The following is a 25,103-nucleotide window of genomic DNA, read 5'->3' on the forward strand; positions in this document are numbered from 1 at the left end:
TTGCCTTCCTGTGATGGTATGGAGCGCATTATCGGGCCGTTTCGCCCCTCCCGCGGCCAGTTTCGCGCCGCCAAAACCGGGCTTCGTCATTTCGCGCTTGCCCGCGCCGCCCGCTCTGGCGACAATTCGATGCATATTAGCAATCAGGAAAGCCGATGCGCACTCTTTCTCCTACGACCGGTCCGGGCCCGGCGCCACGCCGCCCCCTGCTCGCCTTTGCCGGGATCTTCGGCCTCACGGTGCTCATCAGCGGCTGGGCAGCGGTCCTGATGACGCTGGCGGCGGGCCGTCCGGATCAGCTGTACACCGAACTGGTCGTCTCGCTCTGCATCGGCATGGTCGCCCTGGTGGTGGTGCTGGGCGCGCGGCGGGTTTTCTGGCGCGACTCGGCGCGGCACAGCCGCTGGCGCTTTGTCCTGCTGGCCCTGCTGGTGCCGGCGGCGCCGGTCGTGCACTACCTGGGCCTGAGCATCGGCAGCCTGATCCTCGGCCTCGACATGCCCGACCTCGCCCACTACTTCACGGTACCGCGCTTCAGCATGGTCCTGTTCACCATGCTCAGCTCCTTCGGCCTGCTCGGCATCGTCGTCGCCCGCGAACGCATGGACCGCATCAAGCTCGAACGCAGCGAAGCCCATGCGCGCGCCGAGACCGTCGAGCGCCAGGCCCTGCAGGCCCAGCTGCGCCTGCTGCAGGCCCAGATCGAGCCGCACATGCTGTTCAACACCCTGGCCAACCTGCAGGGCCTGATCGCCATCGACCCGCAGCGCGCCGGCCAGATGCTGGACCAGCTGATCCAGTACCTGCGCGCCACCCTCAGCGTGTCGCGTGACGAGACCACCACACTGGAGCAGGAATTCACCGCCCAGCAAGCCTATCTCGGCCTGATGCAGGTACGCATGGGCGCCCGCCTGGCCTACCGCTGCAGCCTGCCGGAGGAGCTGCGCACGGTGCGCCTGCCGACCATGCTGCTGCAGCCGCTGGTGGAGAACGCGATCGTCCACGGCCTGGAGCCGAAGGTGGACGGCGGCACGGTCACGATCGCCGCCGTGCGCAACGGCGATCTGCTGGAGATCAGCGTGTGCGACACCGGCCTGGGCCTCGGCAGCGCCCCATCCCGCAAGGGATGCGGCGTCGGCGTCGCCACCACCCGCGAGCGCCTGCAGGTGCTGTACGGCCCGCGCGCGAATATCGAACTTTCCCCGGCCGCGCCCCAGGGCACGGTCGCCCGCATCCACCTTCCCCTGGAGTTTCCATGACCGCATCGATCGCCGCAGCCCGCCCTGTCCGCGCCCTGATCGCCGAAGACGAACCCATACTCGCCGCCATCCTCGCCCAGTCGCTGCAGCGCCTGTGGCCCGGACTCGAGATCCTCGGGCCCGCGCCGAACGGTCTGGCGGCGGTCGAGCAGGCGCTGGAACTGCGTCCGGACGTGCTCTTCCTCGACATCAAGATGCCCGGCCAGACTGGCCTCGAAGCCGCCGAGGAGCTGGCCGAGCGGTGGGACGGCGCCCAGCCCTTCCCGGAGGTCGTGTTCGTGACCGCCTACGACGACTATGCGCTGAAGGCCTTCGAGCAGGCCGCCGCCGACTATGTGCTGAAACCCGTCAGCGACGAGCGCCTGCGCCGCACCGTCGAACGTCTGCGCCAGCGCCTGGGCAGCGCCGGCGGACCGGCCCACGACGGCGGCATGGCGGCCCTGGTCGAGCAGATGCGCGCCCTGCTGCCCCAGGCCGCGGCGCCGGAGCGCCTGAGCGTGATCCGCGCCGCGGTCGGCAATGTGGTGCGCATGATCCCGGTGCAGGACGTGGTCTACTTCCAGGCCCTGGACAAGTACGTGACCGTCGCCACCGCCGACAGCGAAGCCCTGATCCGCCTGCCGCTCAAGGAATTGCTGTCCCAGCTCGACCCGGCCCTGTTCTGCCAGGTCAGCCGCGGCGCCATCGTCAACATGAAGCAGGTGGCCAGCGCCAGCCGCGACGAGATGGGCAAGCTGACCCTGGCCCTGCACGGCCGCAGCGACCGCCTGAAGGTCAGCCCGCTGTTCGCCCACCTGTTCAGGCAAATGTAGCCGCTCTCAGTCCTCGATCTCGTCGGGCGATGTCTCCGGCGCCGCCAGCACGTCCTCGATGGCGGCGTCCGGCGCCACATTGGTCACCTGCAGCACGTTCGAGGCGATGTTCACGAAGGCCGGCGCCGCCACCTGTCCGCCGTAGTGGTAGCGCCCCGAAGGCTCGTCGATCATCACCGCCACGATGAAGCGCGGCGCCGACATCGGCACGATGCCGACGAAGGAGGCGATATACTTGCGCGGGAAGACATAGCGCCCGTTCTCGGCCTTGTAGGCGGTGCCGGTCTTGCCGCCGACCCGGTAGCCGGGAATGCGCCCGTTCTTCGCGGTGCCCTGCACCACCACGTTCTCCAGCATCTCGCGCATCGTGCGCGCGGTGGCCGGCGAGATCACCCGGGTGCCGCCCGGCGCTCCCGTGCTCTTCTCCAGGGTCAGCGGGACCACCTTGCCGTCGTTGGAGAAGATCGTGTAGGCGCGCGCCAGTTGCAGCAGCGAGACCGCGATGCCGTTCCCGTAGCTCATGGTGGCCTGCTCGATCGGGCGCCAGGAGCGGTAGGGCCGCACCCGTCCGGCCGCGGCGCCGGGAAAGCCCAGCTGCGGCTGCTGGCCGAAACCGAGGCTGGTGAACATCTCCCACATATCCTTCGCCGGCAGGCCCAGGGCCAGCTTGGCGGTGCCGATGTTCGAGGAATAGCGCAGCACGTCGCTGACGCTGATGATGCCGTGGGCGCTGGTGTCCGAAATCGGCGCGCCGTTGATCACGTAGCGTCCCGGCCCGGTATCGATCATGGTGTCCGCGCTCACCTTGCCGCGGTCGATCGCCAGCGCCACCGTGAAGGGCTTGAGCACCGAACCGGGTTCGTAGATGTCGGTGATGGCGCGGTTGCGCAGCGCCGGGCCCTTGAGCGCGCCGGCGTCGTTGGGATCGTAGCTCGGGTAATTGGCGAGCGCCAGGATTTCCCCGGTATGCGCATCGACCACGATGGCGCCGCCGGCCTTGGCCTGGAACTTCTCGACCGCCTCCTTCAACTGCTTCGAAGCGACGTACTGGACCACGCTGCTGATCGACAGCACCGAATCCTTGCCCGGCTGCGGCCTGAGGTCGGTGCCGACGTCCTCGACGATATTCCCGAGACGATCCTTGATGACGCGCCGGTGCCCGGACGCGCCCTCTAGCCGGGTCTGGTGGGCCAGTTCGATGCCTTCGAGTCCCCTGCCCTCGCGGCCGACGAAGCCGACCACGTGGCTTGCCATGTCGCCCTGCGGATAAACACGGCGGAAGCCGTCGGTAAAACCGATCCCGCGGATCTTCATGGCGCCGAGCTGGCGGGCGACGGCGGGATCGACCTGGTTCTTCAGGTAGACGAAGTTCTTTGCGGTGGCGATGCGCTTGGCGATCTCCGCCTCTTGCAACTGCAGCACCCCGGCCAGGCGGCGCAGGGTGTCGGGTTCGGCCTCCCGCAGGTCTTCCGGAATCGCCCACACCGTCACCGCCGGCACCGAGGTCGCGAGGGTGTGGCCGGCGCGGTCGACGATGCGGCCGCGGGTTCCCGGCAAGTCGAGGGTCCGCGCATAGCGGTAGGCGCCCTGCTTCTGCAGGAACTCACCGGACCAGACCTGCAGCCAGACGGCGCGTCCGGCCAGGCCCAGGAACGCGCACAGCAGCACGCATTGCACCACGCTGGAGCGCCAGCGCGGCAGGCTTTCGGCCAGCAGGGGGTTGGCGGCGAAGGGCCGGCCATTGCGTGCCGCCACGCGGCTTTTTCGGGTGAATCTTCCGATCATTCTTGTTCTTTCAGGGGCAGCCCGGTACCCGTTGTGAATCGAAGGCAGGTAATGTAACGTAGTGCATTGCGGAGGTTTGGCGCACATCGGATATGAAACATCGACAAACGGACATCTCATCGGCCGACATCCAGGAATTGCAGGCCCTGCGGACCCTGCCGCGGCCGGTCTACGGCAACCTGCACGGCCTGCCGAACCGCGCGATCGGACAGCGCCACCGCCATCCCTGGGCCCAGTTCTCGTATGCCGTGCGCGGCGTGCTGGAAGTGATCACCGACAGCGCGCGCTACATGGCGCCGCCGCTGCACGCCGTATGGGTGCCGGCCGGCGCGCCGCATGCCGTGCAGCGCTTCGAGGGAACGGAGATCCGCAGCCTGTACGTCGATCCGGCGGCCATCGCCGATGCCGGCGGAGAATGCCGGGTGGTGACGGTCACGCCCCTGCTGCGGGAGTTGATCCGCGGCTTCAGCGAATACCCGGTCGAGTACGACGAGGCCGGCGAGCAGGGCCGCCTGGTGGCGGCCCTGCTCGACCAGTTGGCGCGCGCGCCGCAGGCCGGCCTGGCACTGCCATGGCCCGGCGACTCTCGCCTGCGCAAGATCTGCCGCGAGCTCGAAGCGCATCCGGACAGCGCGCGCACGCTGTCCGAACACGCGGCGCGCCTCGGCGTCTCGGAAAAGACCCTGAGCCGCCTGTTCCTGCAGCAGACGGGCCTGAGCTTCCGCGCCTGGCGCCAGCGCCTGCGCATCCTGGCCGCCCTGCCCATGCTGGAACGCGGCCACCGCGTCACCGACGTTGCCGTCGCCTGCGGCTACGACAGCATGTCGGCCTTCATCGCCGCCTTCCGCTGGTTCACCGGCGTGACGCCGGGCGAGTTCTTCCCGCGCGATCAATAGCTCACACAAACATCGAGGCGGCGACGCTGCCGAGCACGATGACGGCGCCGGCACCGGCCATGAACCGGCTGTCGCGGTGGTTGAGGCTGCGGAATTCCTGCCAGGCCACGGCCAGCAGGCAGACGCCGATGAGGGAGATGCCGTAGACGATGTTTTCCATTCATATTCTCCTTGTGGTGGTGATCATCAAGAGGTCGCTCGCGGTCTTGCCGATCAGGTCGCGGGCGCGGGACTGCCAGCACCATTCATCGACCAGCCAGCGCTGGCTGCCGGACAGGATGACGAGGTCGGCGCCGACGGCGTTCACGTAGTTCGTGACCGACAGCCCAGTGGGGCGCGGCAGCAGGGCCAGGGTCAGCTTCGAGCTTTCCGGCTTCAGTTCTTCCAGGGTTCTGGCGTAGGCCGTCTTCACCTCGCGTTCGAGGGTCTGGCGGCAGGCGTCGATGGCGTCGTCGCGGACGCCCGCCGTGCGCATATGGCCCTCGCCCGGGACCTTATAGGTATGGACGATGGTGATCCGCACGCCGGGCAGCAGGCGCGCCGCCACCCTCAGGGTCTGCAGCGACTCGCAGGAGAAGTCGCTGGCGAAGACCGCGTGCCTGTAGGGACGCTGAGCTTCCTGGCGGACCAGCAGGGTCGGGCACAGGCAGCTGCGCGACAGGTCGCGCATCAGGTTGAAGTTGTGCAGCACCGGCCACCAGGGGTGGGCCTGCCACGCGATCGCGATCAGTCCGGGCGCGGCCTGGCCGGCGCGCCGGATCGTCGATTCGAACAGGCTGCCGAATTCGAAGGTGGCCGAGCAGCGCATGCCGAAGCGGATCAGCGCGTTCGCGGAGGCTGTCTTGACGTCGTTCATGCAGCGCGCCAGGGACACGTGCTTTACGTCGCCGCCCTCCTGTTCGGCGGGCGGAATCACGGACAGGAATTCCATGCTCCGGCTGTTCAGGGCCTGGGCCAGCATCGCCGCGCGCTGGGCGGCGTGGGCAAGCGGATTGGGGTACAGGGAGGCAAGCAGGATGGAGGTCGACACATCATTTCTCCTCTGCCAGTCGTTCCAGCGCGCGGCGGCGGCCGGAGATGCGGATTTCGTCGTCGGTACCGACCAGCAGGTCGCAGGGCGGCCGGCTGATCATCCTGAGGGCAGAGTCGAACAACCCCGGCCATCCGCGCGCATGGCGGAAGCGCCGGCCGATCACGACCAGGTCGGCGCCGCTTTCCTCCGCGAAGTCGTCCACCACCCGGTGCGGCGGGCCATAGCGCACCTCGCTGGACAGGCACAGGCCGCTGTGGCCGGCGAAGCTGTCGACCAGGGTCTGCAGATATTGCCGGGCCGCCACGCGCGCCCGCTCGCGGTACAGCGAGACCAGGCGCGGCTCCAGCTCCCGCTCCCGCATCAGGTTCTCGTCCGGCAGGCGGTAGGCGTGCAGGAAGATGAAGTGGGCCGAGGGCGCGAGCTGGAAGGCGGTCCTGGCCGCCGCGATCGACTCCGGCGAAAAATCGGTGGCGATCACGACCTTCCGGTATTCCCCGCTGGTTTCCGGTTTCACCAGCAGCACCGGCAGGCGGCTGCGCCGCATCACCTTCACCGCGCACGAGGGCAGCAGCCACTCGAGCAGGAAGTGCCGCGGGCTGGCGGCAAACAGCATCAGGTCCGCCTTCTTCTGGCCGGCGATGCGCAGCACCCGCGCGGCCGCGCCGCCATGGTCCGCGTTACCGGTCTCGCGCAACGCGACGCGCTCGACGGCATGCGGCACCAGGTGGAACGCCAGCCGGCCGGCGCGCTGCACCAGCCGGCATGGCTGCCGGCCGTGGTCGGCGACCAGCAGGATTCTTTGGATGTGCGGAGCGTTCATGCAATAGCCCTCCCCGGCCGGCATGGCGCTGGCCGACGTCAACGAAATGAATGGACTGCGCGAATGCCCGGCGCGCGAAGGCGCAGCGGCTCGTCAGGCAGTTCGTGTGAGGATGCTCGGGAGACGCTGAACGGCGATGCGTTCAGGTCTCGCCGAGCTCAGGAGAGGCAGGCGAGATCTCGAGTGGACAGATGCACGGGACGCGCGTGGAACACGCTGAGTCCGCGAGACAAAAGGCACTGAGCAAATTTGGTGAAAACTACGGCGACCATGCGCGACGCTTCCTTGCTATGGTTCGATGGACTAGAATCAGTATATACGACTTGGGTTTTTCGTCAACTCAGCCCGGTTCAGCTGCTGCCGCGCCGGTGGAGTCCGAAGATGATTCGTCGAATGCGCTTGCTGGCCATGGCGGCCCTGGCCGTCCTGCTGGTCCTGGCCCTGCCGCCCGCCGCACGTGGCGCCGCGGGCGTCGGCGTGCTGACCGTCGATGGCGTGATCGGCCCGCCGAATGCCGACTACGTGGTACATGGCATCGCCCGCGCCGCCAGCATCAGGCAGCAGCTCGTAATCATCAGGATGGACACGCCGGGCGGCCTCGATACCGCGATGCGCGCGGTGATCAAGGCTATCCTGGGTTCGCCGGTGCCGGTGGTCGCCTGGGTCGCCCCGAGCGGCGCCCGCGCCGCCAGCGCCGGCACCTACATCCTCTACGCCAGCCACGTCGCGGCGATGGCGCCGGGCACCAACCTGGGCGCGGCGACGCCGGTCGAGATCGGCATCAAGCCGCCGCCGCCCGAAGAAGGGCAAAAGAAACCCGACGATGCGGCCGAAGGTTCGGCAATGGCGCGCAAGCAGGTCAACGATGCCGCCGCCTATCTGCGCGGCCTGGCCCAGTTGCGCGGCCGCAATGCCGACTGGGCCGAGCGCGCCGTGCGCGAAGCCGTCAGCCTGAGCGCCGAGGAAGCCTTGAAGCAGCACGTGATCGAGATCGTCGCGCCGGACTTGCCGAGCCTGCTGGCCCAGCTCGACGGCAGGACCGTCACCGTACTGGGCCAGGCGCGCCGCCTCGATACGAAAAACGTGGTGCCGGCCGAGTTCGCGCCGGACTGGCGAACCCAGTTGCTGGCGGCGATCACCCATCCGAGTGTGGCCCTGCTCCTGATGACCATCGGAATCTACGGCCTGGTGTTCGAATTCATGAATCCGGGTTTCGTGGCGCCGGGCGTGATCGGCGCGATCTGCCTGCTGCTGGCGCTGTACGCCCTGCAGCTGCTGCCGGTGAACTATGCGGGCCTGGCGCTGGTCCTGCTCGGCCTGATGCTGATGCTGGCCGAGGCCTTCCTGCCCAGCTTCGGCGTGATCGGCCTCGGCGGCATCGTCGCCTTCGTCGCCGGCGCGCTGATGCTGGTCGATACCGACGTCCCCGGCTTCGGCATCCCGCCTGGCCTGATCGGCACCCTCGGGGTAGCCAGCGCCCTGCTGCTGATCGGCACTGCCCGCCTCGCGCTGGCGAGCCGCAGGCGTCCGCCGGCCAGCGGCGCCGCCACCCTGATCGGCGCCACCGCCAGGGTCGAGCGCATCGCCGAGGATGGCGGCAGCCGCGCAGCGTGGGTCCGCATCGAAGGAGAACTGTGGCAGGCGGCCAGCGGCCTGCCGCTCAACCTGTCGCAGACGGTCAGGGTCGTGGGCCGGCGCGGCCTGACATTGGATGTCGTCCCGGTCGATCCTTCCCCAGGAGCCTAAATCATGTTCAACGTCGGCATCGGCGTCGCCGCCCTCATCGTCCTGCTGTTCCCCTTGCTGGCCTCGGCAATCCGGGTGCTGCGCGAATACGAACGCGGCGTCGTGTTCCAGCTCGGGCGCTTCTGGGGCGTGAAAGGCCCCGGCCTGATCATCCTCATCCCGCTGTTCCAGCAGATGGTGCGCGTCGACCTGCGGACCATCGTGCTCGACGTGCCGACCCAGGACGTGATCTCGCGCGACAACGTCTCGGTCAAGATGAACGCGGTAATCTATTTTCGGGTGATCGATCCGGAAAAGGCGATCATCCAGGTGGCCAACTTCCTGGAAGCGACCAGCCAGCTGGCCCAGACCACCCTGCGCTCGGTGCTCGGGAAGCACGAACTGGACGAGATGTTGGCCGAGCGCGAGCGCCTGAACCTCGACATCCAGCAGGTGCTCGACGCCCAGACCGACGCCTGGGGCATCAAGGTCTCGAACGTCGAGATCAAGCACATCGACCTCGACGAATCGATGGTGCGCGCCATCGCCCGCCAGGCCGAGGCCGAGCGCGAGCGGCGCGCCAAGGTGATCCACGCCGAAGGCGAGCTGCAGGCCTCGCAAAAACTGAAGGAGGCCGCCTTCGTGCTGGCCCAGCAGCCGGGCGCGATGCAGCTGCGCTATATGCAGACCCTGGGCGCGATTGCGGGCGACAAGTCGTCGACCATCGTGTTTCCCATGCCGATCGAGCTGCTGGCCGGGGCAAGGGATGCGCTGCGAGGTGAAAGACCTCAGGCCTGACGCCGCAGCTCCACCACCTGGCCGTCGCGGTAGCGCGGGTACAGCTCGGCCCACTGCGCCTCCAGTTTGCCCATGGCCGCCTGCTTGATGTGGCCATAGCCGCGCACCTGGTCCGGCAGCGCCGCCAGCTTGAGCGCCGCTTCCTTGTTGTCGGCGCGCAGGCCGGTGGACAGCTCGCGCACGAACGCCAGGTAGCGGTTGCGCAGCGCGCGTTCCTCCTTGCGCTCGCGGGTGTAGCCGAAGGGGTCGAAGGCCGTGCCGCGCAGTCCCTTGAAGTGGGCCAGCACGGCAAAGGCCGGCAGCAGCCAGGCGCCGAACGTCATCTTGGCCGGCACATCGGAGCCCGGCTTCTTGCGCGCCAGCAGCGGCGGCGCCAGGTGGAAGGCCAGCTTGTAGTCGCCGTCGAACTGGCTGGCGATCTGCTCGCGGAAGGCCGGGTCGCTGTGCAGGCGCGCCACTTCGTATTCGTCCTTGTAGGCCATCACCTTGAACAGGTTGCGCGCCACCGTCTTGGCGAGCTGCCTGCGCGAGCCGCTGCCCTCCACGGCCAGCTCGCGCTGCTCGACGGCGGCCACCGCCTCCCGGTACAGCCAGGCGTAGCCTTCGTCCTGGTAGCCGGCCAGCCAGTCGGTGCGGAAGGCAACGATTTCCTCCAGCGATTTCGGCGCCGCGAACTGGATCACCTGGGCCGGCTGCCCCAAGCGATCGAGCGCCTGCGGATCGGCGGCCAGCAGGCGGCCGAGGGTGAAGGCGCGCTTGTTCATGTCCACCGCCACGCCGTTCAGTTCGATTGCCCGCATCAGCGCCGGCAGACCCACCGGCACCAGGCCCTGCTGCCAGGCATAGCCCATCAGCAGGACGTTGCTGCCGACCGGATCGCCGAGGAAGCGCGAAGCCGTCGCCTGGGCATTCAGGCGCAGCATGTTCTCGTCGCCGGCCGCCGCGCCCAGCCTGGCCAGCAGGCCTTCGCGGTCGACCTGGGCATCGCGGTCGCGGGTGAAGTCGGCGGTCGGGATCTCGTATTCGTTGGCCACCACCCTGGTGTGGCCGTGACGGATGACGGCCAGGCCGTCCGGCATGCCCGCCACCACGAGGTCGCAGGCGAACACCGCGTCGGCCTGGCGCAGGTCGATGCGGACCTGGTGCAGGCGCTCCGGGCTTGATGCCACCCGCACGTGGGACAGCACCGCGCCGCCCTTCTGCGCAAAGCCCATGAAGTCCAGGGTGGAGGCGCCCTTGCCTTCCAGGTGGGCCGCCATCGTGATCAGGGCGCCCACGGTGACGACGCCGGTGCCGCCGACGCCGGCCACCAGGATCTCGAAAGGCTTGGCCAGCGCCGGGCCGCTCGGCTCCGGATACGCCGCCAGCGCACGTTCCAGGTCGGCCAGCGAGAGCTTCTGGCCGGCCGGCTTGCGCAGCGATCCGCCCAGCACCGAGACAAAGCTCGGGCAGAAACCCTCGACGCAGGAATAATCCTTGTTGCAGGACGACTGCTCGATCTGGCGCTTGCGCCCCAGTTCCGTCTCCAGCGGCAGGATCGACAGGCAGTTCGACTGCACGCCGCAATCGCCGCAGCCTTCGCAGACGGCCGGGTTGATGACCATGCGCCGCGCCGGGTCCGGGAACACGATATTGTCCGGCTTGTTTTTCTTGCGGCGGCGGCGCTTCTCGGCGGCGCAGGTCTGGTCGTACACCAGCACCGTCACGCCGGGAATCTCGCGCAGCTGGCGCTGGATCGCATCGAGTTCGCCGCGATGGTGCACGGTCACGCCTTCCGGCAGCGTCACACCGTCGTAGTTGTCCGGGTAGTCAGTCACCACCACGGCCTTCTTGACGCCCTCGCTGATCACCTGCTGCAGGATCTGCGGCACCGACAGGGTGCCGTCCACCGGCTGGCCGCCGGTCATCGCCACCGCATCGTTGTAGAGGATCTTGTAGGTGATGTTGACGCCGGCCGCCACGCTCTGGCGGATCGCCAGCGAGCCCGAATGGTAGAAGGTGCCGTCGCCCAGGTTCTGGAAGATGTGCTTCTCCGCCACGAAGCGCGAGGTGCCGGCCCAGCTGATGCCCTCGCCGCCCATCTGCGAGAGGTAGTAGGTGTCGCGCTTCATCCAGGTCGCCATGAAATGGCAGCCGATGCCGGCCAGGGCGCGGCTGCCTTCCGGCACGCGGGTCGAGGTATTGTGCGGGCAGCCCGAGCAGAAATAGGGCGTGCGGCGCACGCCGTCGGCGGGATTGAAAGGCAGTTCGGCGGCGCAGAAGTCCGGGAGGAAGCGGTTCAGTTCCAGCGCCGGGAAGCGCGTGCCCAACCAGCGCACGAGCACCGGCGCGATGCGCGAAGGACGCAGCTCGCCCAGCGCGGACAGCATCGGCGCGCCGTCGCGGTCGGTCTTACCGACCACCGCCGGCCGCTGTTCGGGCGCCAGGTTGTAGAACAGGTTCTTGACCTGCTGCTCGATCACCGGGCCCTTCTCTTCGACCACCAGGATCTCGTCCAGGCCCTCGGCAAAGCTGGACAGGCGGCTCGCTTCGAGCGGATAGGTCAGGCCCGGCTTGTACAGCCGCACGCCCAGTTCCGCCAGCCGCTCGACGGACAGCTCCATGCGTTCCAGCGCCTCGACCAGGTCGAGATAGGCCTTGCCGGCGCCGATGATGCCGACGCGGGCGCCGGGCGCCGGCACCACCAGGCGGTCGATCGAGTTCGCGCGCGCAAACGCCTGCACCGCTTCCAGCTTGGCCGCCACGCGCTGTTCCAGCGCCAGTCCCGGCAGGTCCGGCCAGCGGTTGTGCAGGCCGTCCGGCGGCGGCACGTAATCGGTGGGCGTGACGAAGCGAGGCATGGCCGGCAGCTCGACCACCGCGCCGCCCTCCACCGTTTCCGAGATCGCCTTGAAGCCGCACCATGCGCCCGTATAGCGCGACAGTGCCCAGCCGTACAGGCCGAACTCCAGGTATTCCTGGATGTTGGCCGGATTAATCACCGGCATGCCCCAGGCGATCAGCGCCTGCTCGCTCTGGTGCGGCATCGACGAGGACACGCAGCCGTGGTCGTCGCCCAGGATGGCCAGAACGCCGCCATGCGGCGACGAACCATAGACGTGGCCATGCTTGAGGGCGTCGCCGGCGCGGTCGACACCGGGCCCTTTACCGTACCACATGCCGAACACGCCATCGACCTTGCGGGTCGGATTGGCCTCGACCTGCTGCGATCCCATCACGGCGGTGGCGCCCAGCTCCTCGTTAATCGCGGGCAGGAATTCGACCTGGTGCGCCTGCAGCAGCTTCTTCGCGCGCCACAGTTCCTGGTCGACGGCGCCCAGCGGCGAGCCGCGGTAGCCGCTGACGAAGCCGGCCGTCGTGAGGCCCTGGGCTTCGTCGAAGCGCTTCTGCATGCACAGCAGGCGGACCAGGGCCTGGGTGCCGGTCAGGAAGACCCGGCCGCGCTCGCGGGTCAGGTTGTCGTCGAGTGCGTAGTCGGGGTCTGCCAGCCCGACGGTCGCGGGGAGCGTCATGTCGTTCATATAACTAGGATAGACCGCGCACCGAGAAAGATGTTTTCTATCTGTTCATGTTTCGGGACTAGAATTGCAAGATCTTGTCTGATTCCCCCAAAAAACATGAAAGATCATTCGATCGATGCAGCATCCATGAAAATTCTCGCCGAGCTGCAGAAGGATGGCAGGATCTCGTCGAACGAGCTGGCCGAGAAGATCGGCATGTCGGCCAGCCCCTGCTGGCGGCGCCAGAAGGAGCTGGAGGACAAGGGCTACATCGTGCGCTACACCGCCCTCCTCGACCGCCGCAAGCTGGGCCTGGCCGTGGTCTGCCTGCTGCACGTGTCGCTGCTGCGCCATGCCGAGGGCGTGGTCGAACAGTTCGAGCAGGCCATGCGCCTGCGGCCGGAAGTGGTGGAGTGCTACGAGACCACCGGCAGCTCGGACTACCTGGTCAAGGTCGTGGTCGCGGACATGGATGCCTATCACGACTTCCTGCACAACGTGCTGGTCAAGCTGAACGGGGTGTCGCAGGTGAATACCAGCGTGGCGCTGCGGGAGGTGAAGTATGAAACGGCGCTGCCCTTGTAGCGCTAACTAATTTTATGAAAATATGAGTTTCATATCGCGGCTTAAGGGTTTTGTTAATCCAAAACCACAATTATCGTTTTCCCGAAACGGACCGCCTCTCGATCCCGTAAAGATCCAATAGAGGAGTCTTCGATGGCGCATGGTGGAAAAATCCTCCTTTTCACGGCGCAATTCGGATGACGGCGCTGAACGATAGCGGGTCCATCGGGCAACCCGGGATCGAGAGCGAAAGCCTAGTTGAAAGGAGAGATATACATGACTGCCGTTGTCCTGGAATCAGTATTGACCTGCCCCCGGTGTGGCTACGTGCAACCGGAGTCGATGCCGACTAACGCCTGCCAGTTCTTTTACGAATGCAGTCGATGCAAAGTCGTGCTGAGGCCAAAGGCCGGCGACTGCTGTGTGTACTGCTCGTATGGGACGGTCAAGTGTCCACCCGCTCAAGAGAATCGAGGGTGCTGCGCTTGAGAAATCATTGCGTTTCAGAGCGGCCCAGCGAGTTCCAGCGCCGAATGAGCTTCGAAGCCGGGACATAACGATCGGCAAGCGCAATGGCGACCTTTGCCAGGCACAGCACGATAAGTATGCCGATCGTGTCGCCGATAATCATCGCAGTCAGCGCAGTCCAGTCCACGAGGCCGGTGAGAACCCACATGAAGGTGTGGTGAAACACAGGACTCATGAGCCCGCACAGGATGCCGGTAAAAAGCAGCCGATGCGCTGTCAGGCCCTTGAGACGCGGCTCCAGGTCGAACCAATGCTTGACCAGCAAAGCGGCGAGATAAGGTCCCAGTGCGCCCGCTACCGCCCCGCTCCATGCACGAAAATCGCTATCGAACTCGAAATGGAAGAAGTTGAGATAGACGCCCGCCAGCAGCAGGCCTTCGAAGCCGGCAAGCCCAAAGAGCAGGGTTGAAAGCAGGCGGATGCCGGCCGGGATGAACACCCAGTTGATCCCGTTGCTTTGCTGGAGCTGAATGAATACCAGTTCGTTGATCCAGTTGAGACCGAGGAAAGCAAACACGGTGATGCCCACTTCTCCGAGATGCTTTATTGCGGCCGACGTCAATCTGTTCATCTTGCTAAGTGGACTTAGTTATTTTGCATAATGGTAAGGTTATTCTAGCTCGCATTCCGTAACTTGTGGTTGCGCGACAGGCGCTTGCGTGATCTTTCGGCTGGGAATTGGCCCCTCATTGCTCCCGCGGCGCCGTATCCGTCGCTGTCAGCAAAGCCAGCGCAGCCTTCGCGTCGAGTGGGCGCGAAAACAGGAAGCCCTGGTACTCGTCGCAACCGAACTCGCGCAACATGGCAAGCTGGGATGCCGTTTCCACGCCTTCGGCCACGATGCGCATCTGCAGGCCATGACCGAGGCCCACGATCGAACGCACGATTGCCGCGCTGTCGGCATCGCGCCCGAGATCGCGCACGAAGGCACGATCGATCTTCAGGCGTTGCACCGGGAAGCGCTTCAGGTAGGCGAGACTCGAGTATCCGGTGCCGAAATCGTCGATCGAGAGCTCGACGCCGAGCTCGCGGATGCTGGCCAACAGGGGTTCGACCAGGTCGGCGCGGCTCATGGCGATGCTTTCGGTGATTTCCAGTTCGAGCGCATCCGGCGCCAGGCCGGAACTGGCCAGTGCATCGCGAATCGAGCGCAACAGGTCGCGGTGGTAGAACTGGCGCATCGACAGGTTGACGGCGATCCTGGTCCGGATTCCGTGCTCGCGCAGCCAGGTGCTGGCCTGTGTGCATGCGGCGCCCATGACCCAGTCTCCGATCTGCACGATCAATCCCGTCTGTTCGGCGATCGGGATGAAGCGCGCCGGAGAGACGCTGCCGAGTACCGGATTTTCCCAACGCAGCAGGACTTCGAAACCGACAATGCGTCCAGTCTCGATCTCGACCTTCGGCTGGTACATCGCGGTCAATTCTCCGCGCGCCAGTGCATGACGCAACTGCTCTTCGATCGACAAGCGCTCGTTGAGCTGGGTATGGGTGGATGCGGAATGAAAATGCACCGGCTCGCCGCTCTCGCTGCGGGCACGATGTTTGGCGATATCCGCCAAGCGCAACAATTCGTTGACCGAGCTGGCATCCTGCGGGTAGAGCGCGATCCCGACGACCGGCGCCAGATGGAACTCGCGCCCGCCCACCTGCACCGGCTCCGCCAGCAAGTCATACAGCTTGAACGCGGTCGCATCGACTGTCCCTAGTCCCGCCGAGGCCGGCAATACCAGGCCGAACTCATTGGGTTTGACGCGCGACGTACACAGGGTGTGCGGCACCAGGTCTTGCAGGCGCCTGGCGATCTCGCGTACCGCCTCGTCGCCGGCATCATGGCCCAGCAAGTCGGCCACCTCCTGCAGGCGCTCCAGCGCAACCAGCAGCACGGCGACCTGTTCGCCGCGCGCCGACGCAGCCTGGATCGCCTCGGCGAGGACACGCCGCAGCTGGTCATGGTTGGCCAGCCCGGTCAGTGGATCGTGGTCGGACAGATAGGCCAGCCGCAACTCGACCTGCTTGCGTTCCGTGATGTCGGTGAGGCTGTTGACGATCTGCGCCGCATGGCTTTCGCTTTCCAGGCGCGCGGTGAGCTGGATCATGGTACGCGCCTCGCCGGCGCCATCGCGCACTTCGACTTCGAGCGCGTGCACACCGTCCTGCGCGGTCGCCGCGTACATCCGTTCGCGCGAAGCGGCGCTTTCCGGATCGAGCACCGCGGCCTCCTCGGATCCGGCCAGTACCTGCCCGTCGTGGCCGGTAAAGTGCTGGAATGCCTTGTTGGACAAGACGATGCGGCGTTGCGCGTCGACCACCCAGAGCGGCGTGGCGAGGGCGTCGAGAATGGCGGACAGGTAACGGTAGCTGTGCTGCAAGCGGCTTTCGCTGGTCCTCAGGCGCCCGATCAGCGCCGCCTGGCGCGAGGCCTCGCGGCCGATACGCCAGGCTAACAGCAACAGCACTGCCGACAACAAGGTCCAGGCCAGCAGCGCCACCCACAGCCAGCCCATCCAGAGGCTCAGCGTGTCGGCCACGTCACGGCCCGTGATGATCACCAGCGGATAGTCGGCGACCACGCAGTAGCCATACAGGCGGTGCCTGCCGTCGACCGGACTGATCGCCTCGAACGCGCCAACCGGACTGTGTGGCAGCTGGACCTGGAACAGTGGCGTGTTCAGAAAGGATTTGCCAATGGATTTCGGCAACGCAGGGCTACGCACCAGCATCGTGCCGTCGCGCCGCAGCAAGGTGACCGAGCCGCCGGCGCCCAGGTCGGCGGCATCGAAAATGCGTTCAAAATAGGCGGCACCGGTCTCGATACCGATGGCCCCGCCGGCCACGCTCCCGTTCGCGGGAAGGGCGCGCGCCAGCGTGATGATGTCATGCCCCTTGTCCTGGCCGGACTCCACGATGCCGATCTGCGGGCCCTGGTTCGGCGCCATGCGCCGCATCCAGAGTGGCCCCGCCGGGCCGACTGTGGTACTCGCCGCGCGCACCTGGCCGTCCGGCCCCAGCACATACACGCGAGACGGCATGTCATCGCGTATGGCGCCGGCGAGCGTGCCCGCCACGGCGTCATGGCCGTGCAGGACCCGTTCGGCGTCCCGTGCCAGCGTCATGTCCAGCGCCAGGGTCGCATAATGGGTTTGTGCGGCGAAGGCCGATGCCAGGTTGCGTAGATTGGTCTGTTCGCGCTGGATCGTGCTGCGATAGCTGGAGAACAGCAAGCCGGACAGCACGAGCGTCACCGCGACGATCAACACCCCCGCCACCGCTAGCGCGTGCGCGACGCGACGGTTGCGTTCCGACGGTGGTGGGAGCACATTGGACATAGGTTGCCGAAACTTGAAGATCGTAACCCAGTATAACCGTCATCTCGAATTGCACGAATGCACCGGGACGGCGTATCGCACTGCGCGTCCTGTCCCCCAGCGGGTCTTACACCCGAACCAGCAGCTTGCCGAGATTTCGTCCTTCGAACAAGCTGTTGAGCGCCCTCGGCAATTGCTCGAAACCGTCGACAAAGGTCTCCTGCGTGACGATGTCCCCGGCTTTGATCCAGGGCGCGACCACCGCCTGCATTTCGCCCATGCGCGCCGTGAAGTCGCGCGCCAGGATGCCTTGGATGCTCGCGCGCTTGAACAGCATGTGCTGCAGGAAGCGGGGCGCCAGGTCCGGTGCATCGAGCCCACCGTCGTACTGAGCAATTGCTCCGCAAATGATAATGCGGGCCCGTAGCTTGATCAGCGGAATCACGGCGTCAGTGACCATCCCGCCCACATTGTCGAAATAGATGTCGACCCCGCCGGTGGCGGCGTCGATGGCCGCGCGCAGGCCATCGAGGGTCGGATAAGCACGGTAGTCGACGGCGGCATCCAGTCCCAAGGTGTCGGTGAGGAAGGCACATTTCGAGGCCCCGCCCGCGATACCGACGACGCGACACCCGGCACGCTTGCCGAACTGTGCGACGAGGGACCCCACCGCGCCGGCGGCGCCGGACACCACCAGCGTGTCTCCAGGGCGCGGCCTGCCCGCCTCCATCAGGCCAAACCAGGCCGTGCGCCCAGGCATCCCGAGCGCACCCAGCGCCGCCGTCACCGGCGCAGCCTCCGGATCGAGCCTGGTCAGCTCGTTCTGGTGGCATTTGTCGTAAAGCTGCCAGCCGCTGTAGCTCAACACCCAGTCGCCGGCGGCGAAACCGGCGCTCTTCGAAGCGACGACCTGCCCGACCGTACCGGCGCGCTGTACGATGCCCAGCGGGTGCGGCAGATCGTAGGTATTGCGTTCCGCTTGCTGAATGCGCATGTAGGGATCGACGCTGACATAGCGGACACGGACCAGGACTTCATTGGTCGACAGCACGTCATCGATCTCGTGTTCACGCAATTCATAGTGTTCGTCGCCGACCCGTCCCTCCGGTCGCTTGACGTAAATCCACTGGCGGTTTTGATAGTTCATGGGCAGATGGGGGATGAAAGCCGCACATTCTAGCATTGCGTGGCGGGCCGCTTGAATCGCCATTATTCAGCCGGCAAGGAACTTACGAAAGAATGTTGACAGCGCGTGCGGCCACCAGGCCAACAGTCAACAATGACGCGGTCGATTCCACCATGAAGAGCAGTTTGGCGCGTACGCTGAGCGGTAGCGTATCCGTTGGTGAGAACGCCGTTGCGTTGGTGAACGACACGAAAACGTAGTCGAAGAAACCTGGCGTCCACCGCTCGTGCCCTGGGCATTCCGCATTCATCTGCGGGAACATGAAGTCTGCAACAGGCTGCCTGCTCAAGCCGCGCGCTGCGGGGCCGCCACGGTCGATGTTCCAGAACCAGAGTGCAAACACGACGATATTCGTCAGCCAGATGTTCAGCGCATCGATCAGGAGGCTTTGTCCTGTCGTTCCTTTTGCGCCGTATAGAAGCGCTCTCATCACGCCGAACAGCGCTTGGAAATTGATGAGCGTGATGATCAAGGTGAGTACGATTGCGGCACGGCGGATTTTTCGTCGCCGATGATGAATCAAGGTCCAATGATGCTCACTGGTCGCGCGACGCATTTCGCTGTGGTTCCATGCAGTGGCAACCGATAGCGGAATGAGCAGCGCCAGTTCGACGACGGAAGCCAGCCACCCGGGGAATATGGTCAAATCATTGATGAGAAAAGCATTGAGCGCCGCCGTGACCACGATGGCAGCGCGCGCGATCCAGATCTCGCGCATATGCTTTTCCAGAACCTGTCCGACGTCTTGCATAACAAGGCTGAAGCTGGATGGCCGGGCGGCGAATGTCTTCGGTCACCCGGCCAATATGGAGGTAGTTTACTTGGACGTTCCAGCCGCGCCGTTTGCCGGCGCCGGCGCCGGCGTGTTCGAGGCGGCGCTGGCAGCGGCCTGCTTCTTCTTCGCGGAATGGTGACCGATCGCGCAGCCGGCGGCGGCGCCGGCTGCGCCATGTTTGCCGGCCATATGACCAACGACGGCGCCGGCGACGGCACCTTTACCGCAACCGGCATGGGCAGAAGCAGCAACGAACGCAAAGACGACAGGGGCCAAGGCAAGTTTCAGGCTGGTTTTCATGGTGATTTCTCCGTGTGTTAATCCCAGTGACACAAGCTAGGCTTCTCCCTTCGCCTGGACTGTGCGCTCATTCACACATTACCATTTTGTAATCAAGACAGTTGCCTGGACATATCGGGGCGCCGGCTCACCGATACCCGATCGCCGCGACATGCATCGGGCTATCCAGCAGCGCGGCGGTTTCCGCATCCGGCTCGCCGTCGATCTTCGACGGCCGATAACGGGTCTGGAAGGCAATCAGGACATTGCGCGTTTCCCGGCTCGCCAGCCCATCCTGCGGCACGACGTAGCCGATTGCCGCCAGCCTGCGCTGGAACCACGCCATATCGGGCAAGGCCGATTCGTACTCGACGCGCTTGAGCGCGACCACGGCCGGGTCCGGCCACGGCACGATGCCCGCCGCGGCCAGGCGCCGCCACGGGAACAGGGCACCGGGATCCTGCTTGCGCTGGGGAGCGACGTCGGCGTGGCCCAGCACGTTTTCCGGCGCGATGTGGTGGCGCGCCATGATGTCCTTGACCAGCGGGATCAGTGTCTCGATCTGCTGTTGCGGATAGGGTGCCCAGGTGCGTCCTTGCGGTCCGTCGACCCAGCCGGCATTCACGATCTCGATGCCGATCGAGATATTGTTCAGGTTACGGTCCTGCTTCCAGCTCGAATCCGATCCCGCCTGGTAGGCGGCCCGGCTTTCATCCACGATGCCGTAAATGACCGGCTCCGGATCGTTACTGAGCAGGTAATGGATGCTGGCTTCGACCCCGGCCTGGTGGGTAAATATACGGATCGATTGCGGGGTGTCGGTAACCGTGTAATGCAGGACCAGGTACTTCACGCGGCTGCGCTGGTCGGGCGTGGACAGCGATCGGTCGATACGCGGGCCGCTGGCGCAAGCGGCAAGCAGGACGCCGGCAATCAGGCCCGTGAGGAGTCGCGATACAAAAGTTTTCATGATGTCTTTTCAAGGCTGATGCTGCCGTCGCGCAGGGTCCCGCGCTCTCCGATGCGCCACGAAAGATTGCGTTCGCCATGGCCGACGCCCAGTCCCGCAATGATCGGAACGCCCAGGGGCTTGAGCAGATCCGTCAACACTTCCTGGACGGTGAAATCGCTGCCCGGCGGTACCGGACACCTGACGAATTCCCCGAACGCGATCGCCTTGACGCCGTCAAAGAATCCGCTGGCGAGCAGCTGGCAAACCGACCTGTCCATTCGGAAGGCGAGTTCGGTGACGTCTTCCAGCACCACGATCGCGCCTTTGGCATTCATGGCCGATGCGGTCCCGGCGATACTGGCGAACACCGTCAAATTGCCGCCGATGACAGGCGCGCTGATCTCGTGCGCAGGCCCCCAGATGTGCGTACCGATAAGCGGCACCCTGGGTTCCCCGGTCAGCAATGCCCGCAGGCTTTGCCGGCTGAGATCGTCGATCGCGGTGGCGAGGTTTTCCAGGGTCGGGCCGTGAACCAGCCTGACGTGGCCCTTGCGATGCAAGGCGCCGAACAGGGAGGTCGCATCGGAAAAGCCGATCACCATCCTGTCCTTCGGAAGCGTATCGGGTAGCCACGCAAGGCAGTGGATGCAACCGAAGCCGCCGCGGGCCAGCCATACTGCGTCGATCTCCGGGTCGGACAGCGCCCACAGCAAATCCTCGGTCCTTTGTGCGGCAGTGCCGGCGTTATAGCGGAAGCGCTCGCGCAGATGCCTGCCCTCGCGGACCTGGTAACCCCAGTCGCGCAGCAGGGCCATCCCCATTTGAACCTGTTCCATGTCCGGAATGCCGGCCGGGGCAATCACTGCGATGGTGGAATTCTTTTTCAGCATGTCGATCATTCTTTCACTGGCTTTGCGATGCAAGTTCGCGCAGGAAGTCGCGGCGCAGGTAATCCGGTACTTTTTCGAATTCGGCGAGCACCCGCGCACGGAAGTCCGCATGCGTGTGCCAGTGCGTCTTGTCGACTCCGAAAAAATTGACGGGTGCGGCGGACAGCACGAGACCGGGCCAATGGCGTTCCAGGGTCATCAGGTAACGCCGTAGAGAACAGATCTTGCCGATCACGAGAACGCTTTTGATGTCGTCCAGCGCCATGGTCTCGGCGAGCTTATTGCGCGAGAAAATGACGTTCTCGCCCGTATTCGTCGCCGACTTCTCCAGGATCATCACGTCCCGGGGGACGCCCATCCGAAGCAGGCTTTCGGCGATCACGTCGGCCTCGGTTTCAGCTTGCCCACGCGTCGCACCTCCGGAAATCAGGAGCCTGTCGAACATCTTGCGCTGCCAGAGCGAATGCGCCGTCAGACAGAATTCCTCGACGCCCTGCCGCGTCCCGAACACGAAGCCGAGATCCGCTCTTTGCTCGGGAATGTCCGGCATGATGTAGTCCGCTATCGCCGACAGATCCGGGCCTGGCGCTTCGCCGTGCATGCCTGTCACCTTGCTGCCTTGCCGGCTTCCGCCGCAGCGGCATCATCGGCGAGCGTTTGTGCAAGCCGGGCCCGGGACCTGGCGGCATAGCCGCGGCAGGCGTCCCTATCGATAAAGGCGGCGTTCCCGAGCGCAGGCTGTTTTGCCTTTCGCTCCCATAAACCGCCCAGTTCCGGGTGGGCGGACACGAGTACGTCACAGTCGAGGGACTCGACGGCGGCAATGGATCCTTCGACGTCCGCTTTCGCATTCGGGTAGCCAGGGTTGGCGCTGAAGGGAATGCCGTCGCCGGAGAACGCGTACAGGCTGTCCGCATACACCATATTGGCGACCCGTCCATTTTCCCTGGATTGCCAGGTCCAGCTGGTGCCGCCCCTGGTATGCCCGGGTGTGAAGTGTGCGGTGACGGCGATCGGGCCGAGCCGGACCACCTCGCCGTCATGGAGGACGCGTATGTTGGCGACAGGCGCCAACGGAACCAGATTTGCGATCTGCGGGTCGGTCTTGTCCGGCCGGCCGCTCGACAGCACATTCAACGACGCCGGGCTCGCCAATACCGTGGCGCCGCTCAGTGTCTGCAGCCTGGCAATGCCGCCCGCGTGGTCGGTGTGGGCGTGCGAATTCAGGATGTAGCGGATGTCCGCGACCTTGAATCCCAGTTTCCGGATGTGTTTTACGACCTGGTCGGGCGCCAGCGGACCGCCGACATCGATAAGGACATGACCGGCCGGAGACGTAATCAGAACCGCGCTGATGCCGCCGGTGCCGACGTAATAGGTATTGCCGTAAACCGCAAATGGTTCCTGGGGGGCGTACCAGTCCGCGGCGCGGGCCGGCGCGCCAGCGAAAAGGGCCGTACCGAGAATGGTAAGAGCGATGCCGATTGTTTTCATCATGCTTCGTGAAATGATTGAGCGTTGAAGTCTACCCTTCCTTTGCGATGGTCAAAAACGACAAACTCTGGTCAAATTGCGCCATGTCGCCGGGGAAATCAAATCAAACCATGCAGTCGCCCAGAACCATCGCCCTCCTGGTCTTCGAGGGTGCCCAGATTCTCAACATCACCGGTTCCGCGGCGGTGTTTGCCGCTGCCAATAACGTCGCAGGGCATCCGGTCTACGGCATCCATATCCTTTCACCGACGGGTGGGCCGATTGAAAGTATGTCGGCGATTACCATTTCGACCGATTCGATTTCCACCCTCGACCCGGACAGCGTCGACACGGTCATATTTACCGGCAGCGGAGACCATGCCGCGGCGGACGCCTTCGAACAACCGGCCATGCGCGAGTGGGCGCTGCGCGCGATATCCGCCTGCCGGCGTTTCGGCTCGAGCAGCGCGCCGGCAACCGAGGCCTTGGGCCGGCTCGGCGTGCTTGACGGGGCACGTGTCACGGCCCATTGGTCGGCATGCGCCAGCCTGGCCCGCGAAATACCCGGCATCAGCGTCGTCGCCGATGCGATCTATATCGAACACGGGCGGCTGTGGACGTCCGCCGGCGTCAGCACCGGCATCGACATGACCCTGCAGATGGTCGCCCGCGACCTGGGCGAGAGCGTCGCCAACGAAATCGCGCGGCGTCTGGTGCTGGAGACGCGGCGGCCCGGCTATCAGCCCCAGGTCAGCGGCGTGGTTGCCGCGCTCAAGAAGGCGGACAACGACTTTTCCGAGCTGATCGGCTGGATCAAGGCCCACCTGTCGCAGCCTATGAGCGTCGAATCCCTGGCGGCGCGGGCGATGATGTCCCCGCGGAATTTCCAACGGAAGTTCAATGCCTGCCTCGGCCAGCCTCCGGCGCGCTTCGTCGAGAGCTTGCGCCTGCAACACGCGCATGGGCTGTTGTCGTCGGGACTGTCCGCAAAGATCATCGCCAACACCTGCGGCTATCCGAATCCCCAGCAATTGGCAAAGGCCTTCCAGCGCCGCTACGGAAGCACGCCCGCCAGATTCCTGCGCGACCGGCAGGTCCAGGGCTGACGACAAGCCCGGCGGCGCTGGTCCCCGCCAGGTAGATCTCCCCGCTCAGTGCGCGAGCGAAGCAAGCAGGTCGCGCGTGACCTGCGTGTGCGCGGGCAGCGTCCGGTCCGACTTCAGCTTGCCGAGGACGTATTTGCGGATGCGTTCGGACTGGCTGAGCGACTGCTCAAGGCTGGCCTGGCGCAACTGTCCATCCTTGTACGCCAGCCGCAGCGCGCTGCTTGCGGCATCGTCGATCTCGTGGTAGTCGTAGTTCTGCGCCGGCAGCCTGGCGCCGGGCTTCGCCTGCCCCTCGCCCTCGAGACCGACGTGGAACTGGGCCCGCAGATGCGACTTCTGCACCTGCTCCAGCGAGCGCTCGGCGCGCGACCTGCCGCCGGTGCGCGACGCCTGCGAAACCTCGTACTGGAAGCCGTCGGCTTCGTCGCGCCGCGCGGGATTGCTCCACCCCGGGGCCTGGGTCACGTTGGCGCTGAAGTCGGCCAGGCCGGTCAGCAGCGCGCGGTCTTGCGCCGACCAGGCCCGGGGCCTGCCCAGCGTGATCCCGGTCTCGTCCAGTTCGTCGCTGGCCGAGGTGGCGCTCATGCTCGCGAAGGCATCCTTGAACATGCCGATCAGCCTGGAGTCCGCATGGCCGCGGGCGGCTGCCTCGTCGAACTGCTTCAGGTAGCTGTCGATCGCCCTGGCCTGCTGCTTGCGGGTGCCGAGGGTCTCCAGCTTGCTCATGTCGACCGCGACGTCGATCTTGCCGGCCGGGCCGTCGATGGCGACCTTGCGCTGGCCGGCGTCGAGATGGACGTCGAGCTTCTGCGTCTCCGCGGCGGGTCCCGGCGGCGTCAGCTCGGCATGCAGGTCGACCGAGCGCAGGAAGCGGCTGTCGAACTGCGCCAGTCCGTCGAGACGGATCTGCGGATGGTCGCGGTCCATGCCGCCGATGACATCCTGGAAGCCCTGCGCCAGCCCGGCCAGGGCGTCGCGTTCGTCGATGCTCAGGCCTTCGTCCGCATCGACACGGACGCTCAGCCGGTCGCCGCGGCTGGCCAGGCCCAGCTCCACGCGTTTGCCGCTGTCCGTCACGATACTCAGGGTGAAGCGGTTGTCGGCCTGGCCGGGCAGCTGTTCGCTGGCCACAGGTAGCGCCGCGCCGGTCCTGAAGCCCGACAGCAGGGCCGCACCAATATCCGCGAGGCGGGCCGCGGGCGTGGCGGCGCCTGCCTGCGCCCTGGCGGCGGCCAGGCCTTCCGGGCTCAGTTGCACGATGCTCGAGGGTCCCGGCCTGGCGGCCGAGGCGGGGGCGCCGGAGGCAGGCGGGACGGCCGCATAGGCGGCGGCAGGCTGTTGCCTGGCGATGGACGAGAGGGAAGAAATCGAGGTCATGCCGGTGTTAACGGCAGACTTATCGAAGAATCAAGGG

The 25,103-nt window shown here is 65.8% G+C and carries 23 protein-coding genes; 8 read left to right on the forward strand and 15 right to left on the reverse strand.

The features are described 5' to 3' along the window. The first annotated feature begins 155 nt into the window (after window positions 1–155). Both AC1DOP_RS05780 and AC1DOP_RS05785 read left to right on the forward strand, forming a co-directional pair. Window positions 156–1,259 (forward strand): sensor histidine kinase, encoded by a 1,104-nt coding sequence (locus AC1DOP_RS05780; protein ID WP_477250337.1) that lies wholly within the window; start codon window positions 156–158, stop codon window positions 1,257–1,259. After that, on the forward strand, window positions 1,256–2,071 hold the full coding sequence (locus tag AC1DOP_RS05785; RefSeq protein WP_477250339.1) for a LytR/AlgR family response regulator transcription factor: 816 nt from the start codon (window positions 1,256–1,258) through the stop codon (window positions 2,069–2,071). Before AC1DOP_RS05780 ends, AC1DOP_RS05785 begins: the two co-directional genes overlap by 4 nt. A 6-nt stretch (window positions 2,072–2,077) precedes the next feature. Here AC1DOP_RS05785 and AC1DOP_RS05790 read toward each other — a convergent pair whose 3' ends face one another. Then, entirely contained in the window at window positions 2,078–3,856 is a 1,779-nt protein-coding gene (locus AC1DOP_RS05790; protein ID WP_477250341.1) for a peptidoglycan D,D-transpeptidase FtsI family protein, read from the reverse strand. Window positions 3,857–3,948: 92 nt separating this feature from the next. On the opposite strand from AC1DOP_RS05790, the gene AC1DOP_RS05795 reads away from it, so the two are divergent. Next, on the forward strand, window positions 3,949–4,752 hold the full coding sequence (locus AC1DOP_RS05795; RefSeq protein WP_477250343.1) for an AraC family transcriptional regulator: 804 nt from the start codon (window positions 3,949–3,951) through the stop codon (window positions 4,750–4,752). 1 nt (window position 4,753) lies between these two features. Here the strand turns inward: AC1DOP_RS05795 and AC1DOP_RS05800 are convergent, their stop codons facing one another. From AC1DOP_RS05800 to AC1DOP_RS05810, 3 genes are read right to left on the reverse strand one after another with little or no spacing between them, the layout of a single operon-like run. Further along, the gene (locus AC1DOP_RS05800; protein ID WP_477250345.1) at window positions 4,754–4,912 is read right to left on the reverse strand and encodes a hypothetical protein; all 159 of its coding nucleotides are present in this window, start codon (window positions 4,910–4,912) and stop codon (window positions 4,754–4,756) included. After that, the gene (locus AC1DOP_RS05805) at window positions 4,913–5,782 is read right to left on the reverse strand and encodes a hypothetical protein (protein ID WP_477250347.1); all 870 of its coding nucleotides are present in this window, start codon (window positions 5,780–5,782) and stop codon (window positions 4,913–4,915) included. Window position 5,783: 1 nt separating this feature from the next. Then, a complete protein-coding gene (locus AC1DOP_RS05810; protein ID WP_477250349.1) occupies window positions 5,784–6,605 on the reverse strand; it encodes a universal stress protein in 822 nt (273 codons plus the stop codon). Between the two features lie 381 nt (window positions 6,606–6,986). Between AC1DOP_RS05810 and AC1DOP_RS05815 the strand changes: the two genes are divergently transcribed. Both AC1DOP_RS05815 and AC1DOP_RS05820 read left to right on the forward strand, forming a co-directional pair. Continuing rightward, window positions 6,987–8,351 (forward strand): NfeD family protein, encoded by a 1,365-nt coding sequence (locus AC1DOP_RS05815; RefSeq protein ID WP_477250351.1) that lies wholly within the window; start codon window positions 6,987–6,989, stop codon window positions 8,349–8,351. Window positions 8,352–8,354: 3 nt separating this feature from the next. Continuing rightward, the gene (locus tag AC1DOP_RS05820; RefSeq protein ID WP_477250354.1) at window positions 8,355–9,128 is read left to right on the forward strand and encodes a slipin family protein; all 774 of its coding nucleotides are present in this window, start codon (window positions 8,355–8,357) and stop codon (window positions 9,126–9,128) included. On the opposite strand, the gene AC1DOP_RS05825 is transcribed toward AC1DOP_RS05820, so the two are convergent. Continuing rightward, entirely contained in the window at window positions 9,119–12,640 is a 3,522-nt protein-coding gene (locus tag AC1DOP_RS05825; RefSeq protein WP_477250356.1) for an indolepyruvate ferredoxin oxidoreductase family protein, read from the reverse strand. The two genes, AC1DOP_RS05820 and AC1DOP_RS05825, sit on opposite strands and share 10 nt — an antisense overlap. 105 nt (window positions 12,641–12,745) lie before the next feature. On the opposite strand from AC1DOP_RS05825, the gene AC1DOP_RS05830 reads away from it, so the two are divergent. Together AC1DOP_RS05830 and AC1DOP_RS05835 are read left to right on the forward strand one after the other, a co-directional pair. Next, window positions 12,746–13,213 carry an Lrp/AsnC family transcriptional regulator gene (locus AC1DOP_RS05830; protein WP_441933628.1) on the forward strand — a complete coding sequence of 156 codons (468 nt, stop codon included), beginning with the start codon at window positions 12,746–12,748 and terminating at the stop codon, window positions 13,211–13,213. 255 nt (window positions 13,214–13,468) lie between these two features. Then, complete coding sequence (locus tag AC1DOP_RS05835) at window positions 13,469–13,681, forward strand: GDCCVxC domain-containing (seleno)protein (RefSeq protein ID WP_477250358.1); 213 nt, start codon at window positions 13,469–13,471, stop codon at window positions 13,679–13,681. 4 nt (window positions 13,682–13,685) lie between these two features. Here the strand turns inward: AC1DOP_RS05835 and AC1DOP_RS05840 are convergent, their stop codons facing one another. The 9 genes from AC1DOP_RS05840 to bla form a co-directional block, all read right to left on the reverse strand. Beyond that, window positions 13,686–14,249, reverse strand: coding sequence for a hypothetical protein (locus tag AC1DOP_RS05840; protein ID WP_477250361.1), 564 nt, complete (start codon window positions 14,247–14,249; stop codon window positions 13,686–13,688). Between the two features lie 157 nt (window positions 14,250–14,406). Next, complete coding sequence (locus tag AC1DOP_RS05845) at window positions 14,407–17,049, reverse strand: bifunctional diguanylate cyclase/phosphodiesterase (protein WP_441933634.1); 2,643 nt, start codon at window positions 17,047–17,049, stop codon at window positions 14,407–14,409. Window positions 17,050–17,155: 106 nt separating this feature from the next. Beyond that, complete coding sequence (locus AC1DOP_RS05850) at window positions 17,156–18,175, reverse strand: NADP-dependent oxidoreductase (protein WP_441933636.1); 1,020 nt, start codon at window positions 18,173–18,175, stop codon at window positions 17,156–17,158. 82 nt (window positions 18,176–18,257) lie between these two features. Beyond that, window positions 18,258–18,932, reverse strand: a complete 675-nt coding sequence (locus AC1DOP_RS05855) for a hypothetical protein (RefSeq protein WP_441933638.1) — start codon at window positions 18,930–18,932, stop codon at window positions 18,258–18,260. 99 nt (window positions 18,933–19,031) lie between these two features. Further along, window positions 19,032–19,289 (reverse strand): hypothetical protein, encoded by a 258-nt coding sequence (locus AC1DOP_RS05860; RefSeq protein ID WP_441933640.1) that lies wholly within the window; start codon window positions 19,287–19,289, stop codon window positions 19,032–19,034. A 127-nt stretch (window positions 19,290–19,416) separates the two neighbouring features. Continuing rightward, complete coding sequence (locus AC1DOP_RS05865) at window positions 19,417–20,238, reverse strand: N-acetylmuramoyl-L-alanine amidase (protein ID WP_441933641.1); 822 nt, start codon at window positions 20,236–20,238, stop codon at window positions 19,417–19,419. After that, window positions 20,235–21,119, reverse strand: a complete 885-nt coding sequence (locus AC1DOP_RS05870; protein ID WP_441933643.1) for a S66 peptidase family protein — start codon at window positions 21,117–21,119, stop codon at window positions 20,235–20,237. Before AC1DOP_RS05870 ends, AC1DOP_RS05865 begins: the two co-directional genes overlap by 4 nt. A gap of 4 nt (window positions 21,120–21,123) precedes the next feature. After that, window positions 21,124–21,711, reverse strand: a complete 588-nt coding sequence (locus AC1DOP_RS05875) for a YdcF family protein (protein WP_441933644.1) — start codon at window positions 21,709–21,711, stop codon at window positions 21,124–21,126. Window positions 21,712–21,716: 5 nt separating this feature from the next. Next, window positions 21,717–22,607 carry a subclass B3 metallo-beta-lactamase gene (bla, locus tag AC1DOP_RS05880; protein WP_477250366.1) on the reverse strand — a complete coding sequence of 297 codons (891 nt, stop codon included), beginning with the start codon at window positions 22,605–22,607 and terminating at the stop codon, window positions 21,717–21,719. A gap of 14 nt (window positions 22,608–22,621) precedes the next feature. Here bla and AC1DOP_RS05885 point away from each other — a divergent pair, with 14 nt between their 5' ends. Further along, window positions 22,622–23,689, forward strand: a complete 1,068-nt coding sequence (locus tag AC1DOP_RS05885) for a GlxA family transcriptional regulator (protein ID WP_477250368.1) — start codon at window positions 22,622–22,624, stop codon at window positions 23,687–23,689. A gap of 45 nt (window positions 23,690–23,734) precedes the next feature. Here AC1DOP_RS05885 and AC1DOP_RS05890 read toward each other — a convergent pair whose 3' ends face one another. Further along, window positions 23,735–25,066: a hypothetical protein gene (locus AC1DOP_RS05890; RefSeq protein ID WP_477250370.1), complete on the reverse strand. Its 1,332-nt coding sequence runs from the start codon at window positions 25,064–25,066 to the stop codon at window positions 23,735–23,737. Window positions 25,067–25,103: the final 37 nt, after the last annotated feature.

The organism is Massilia sp. 01N410, assembly GCF_056399665.1.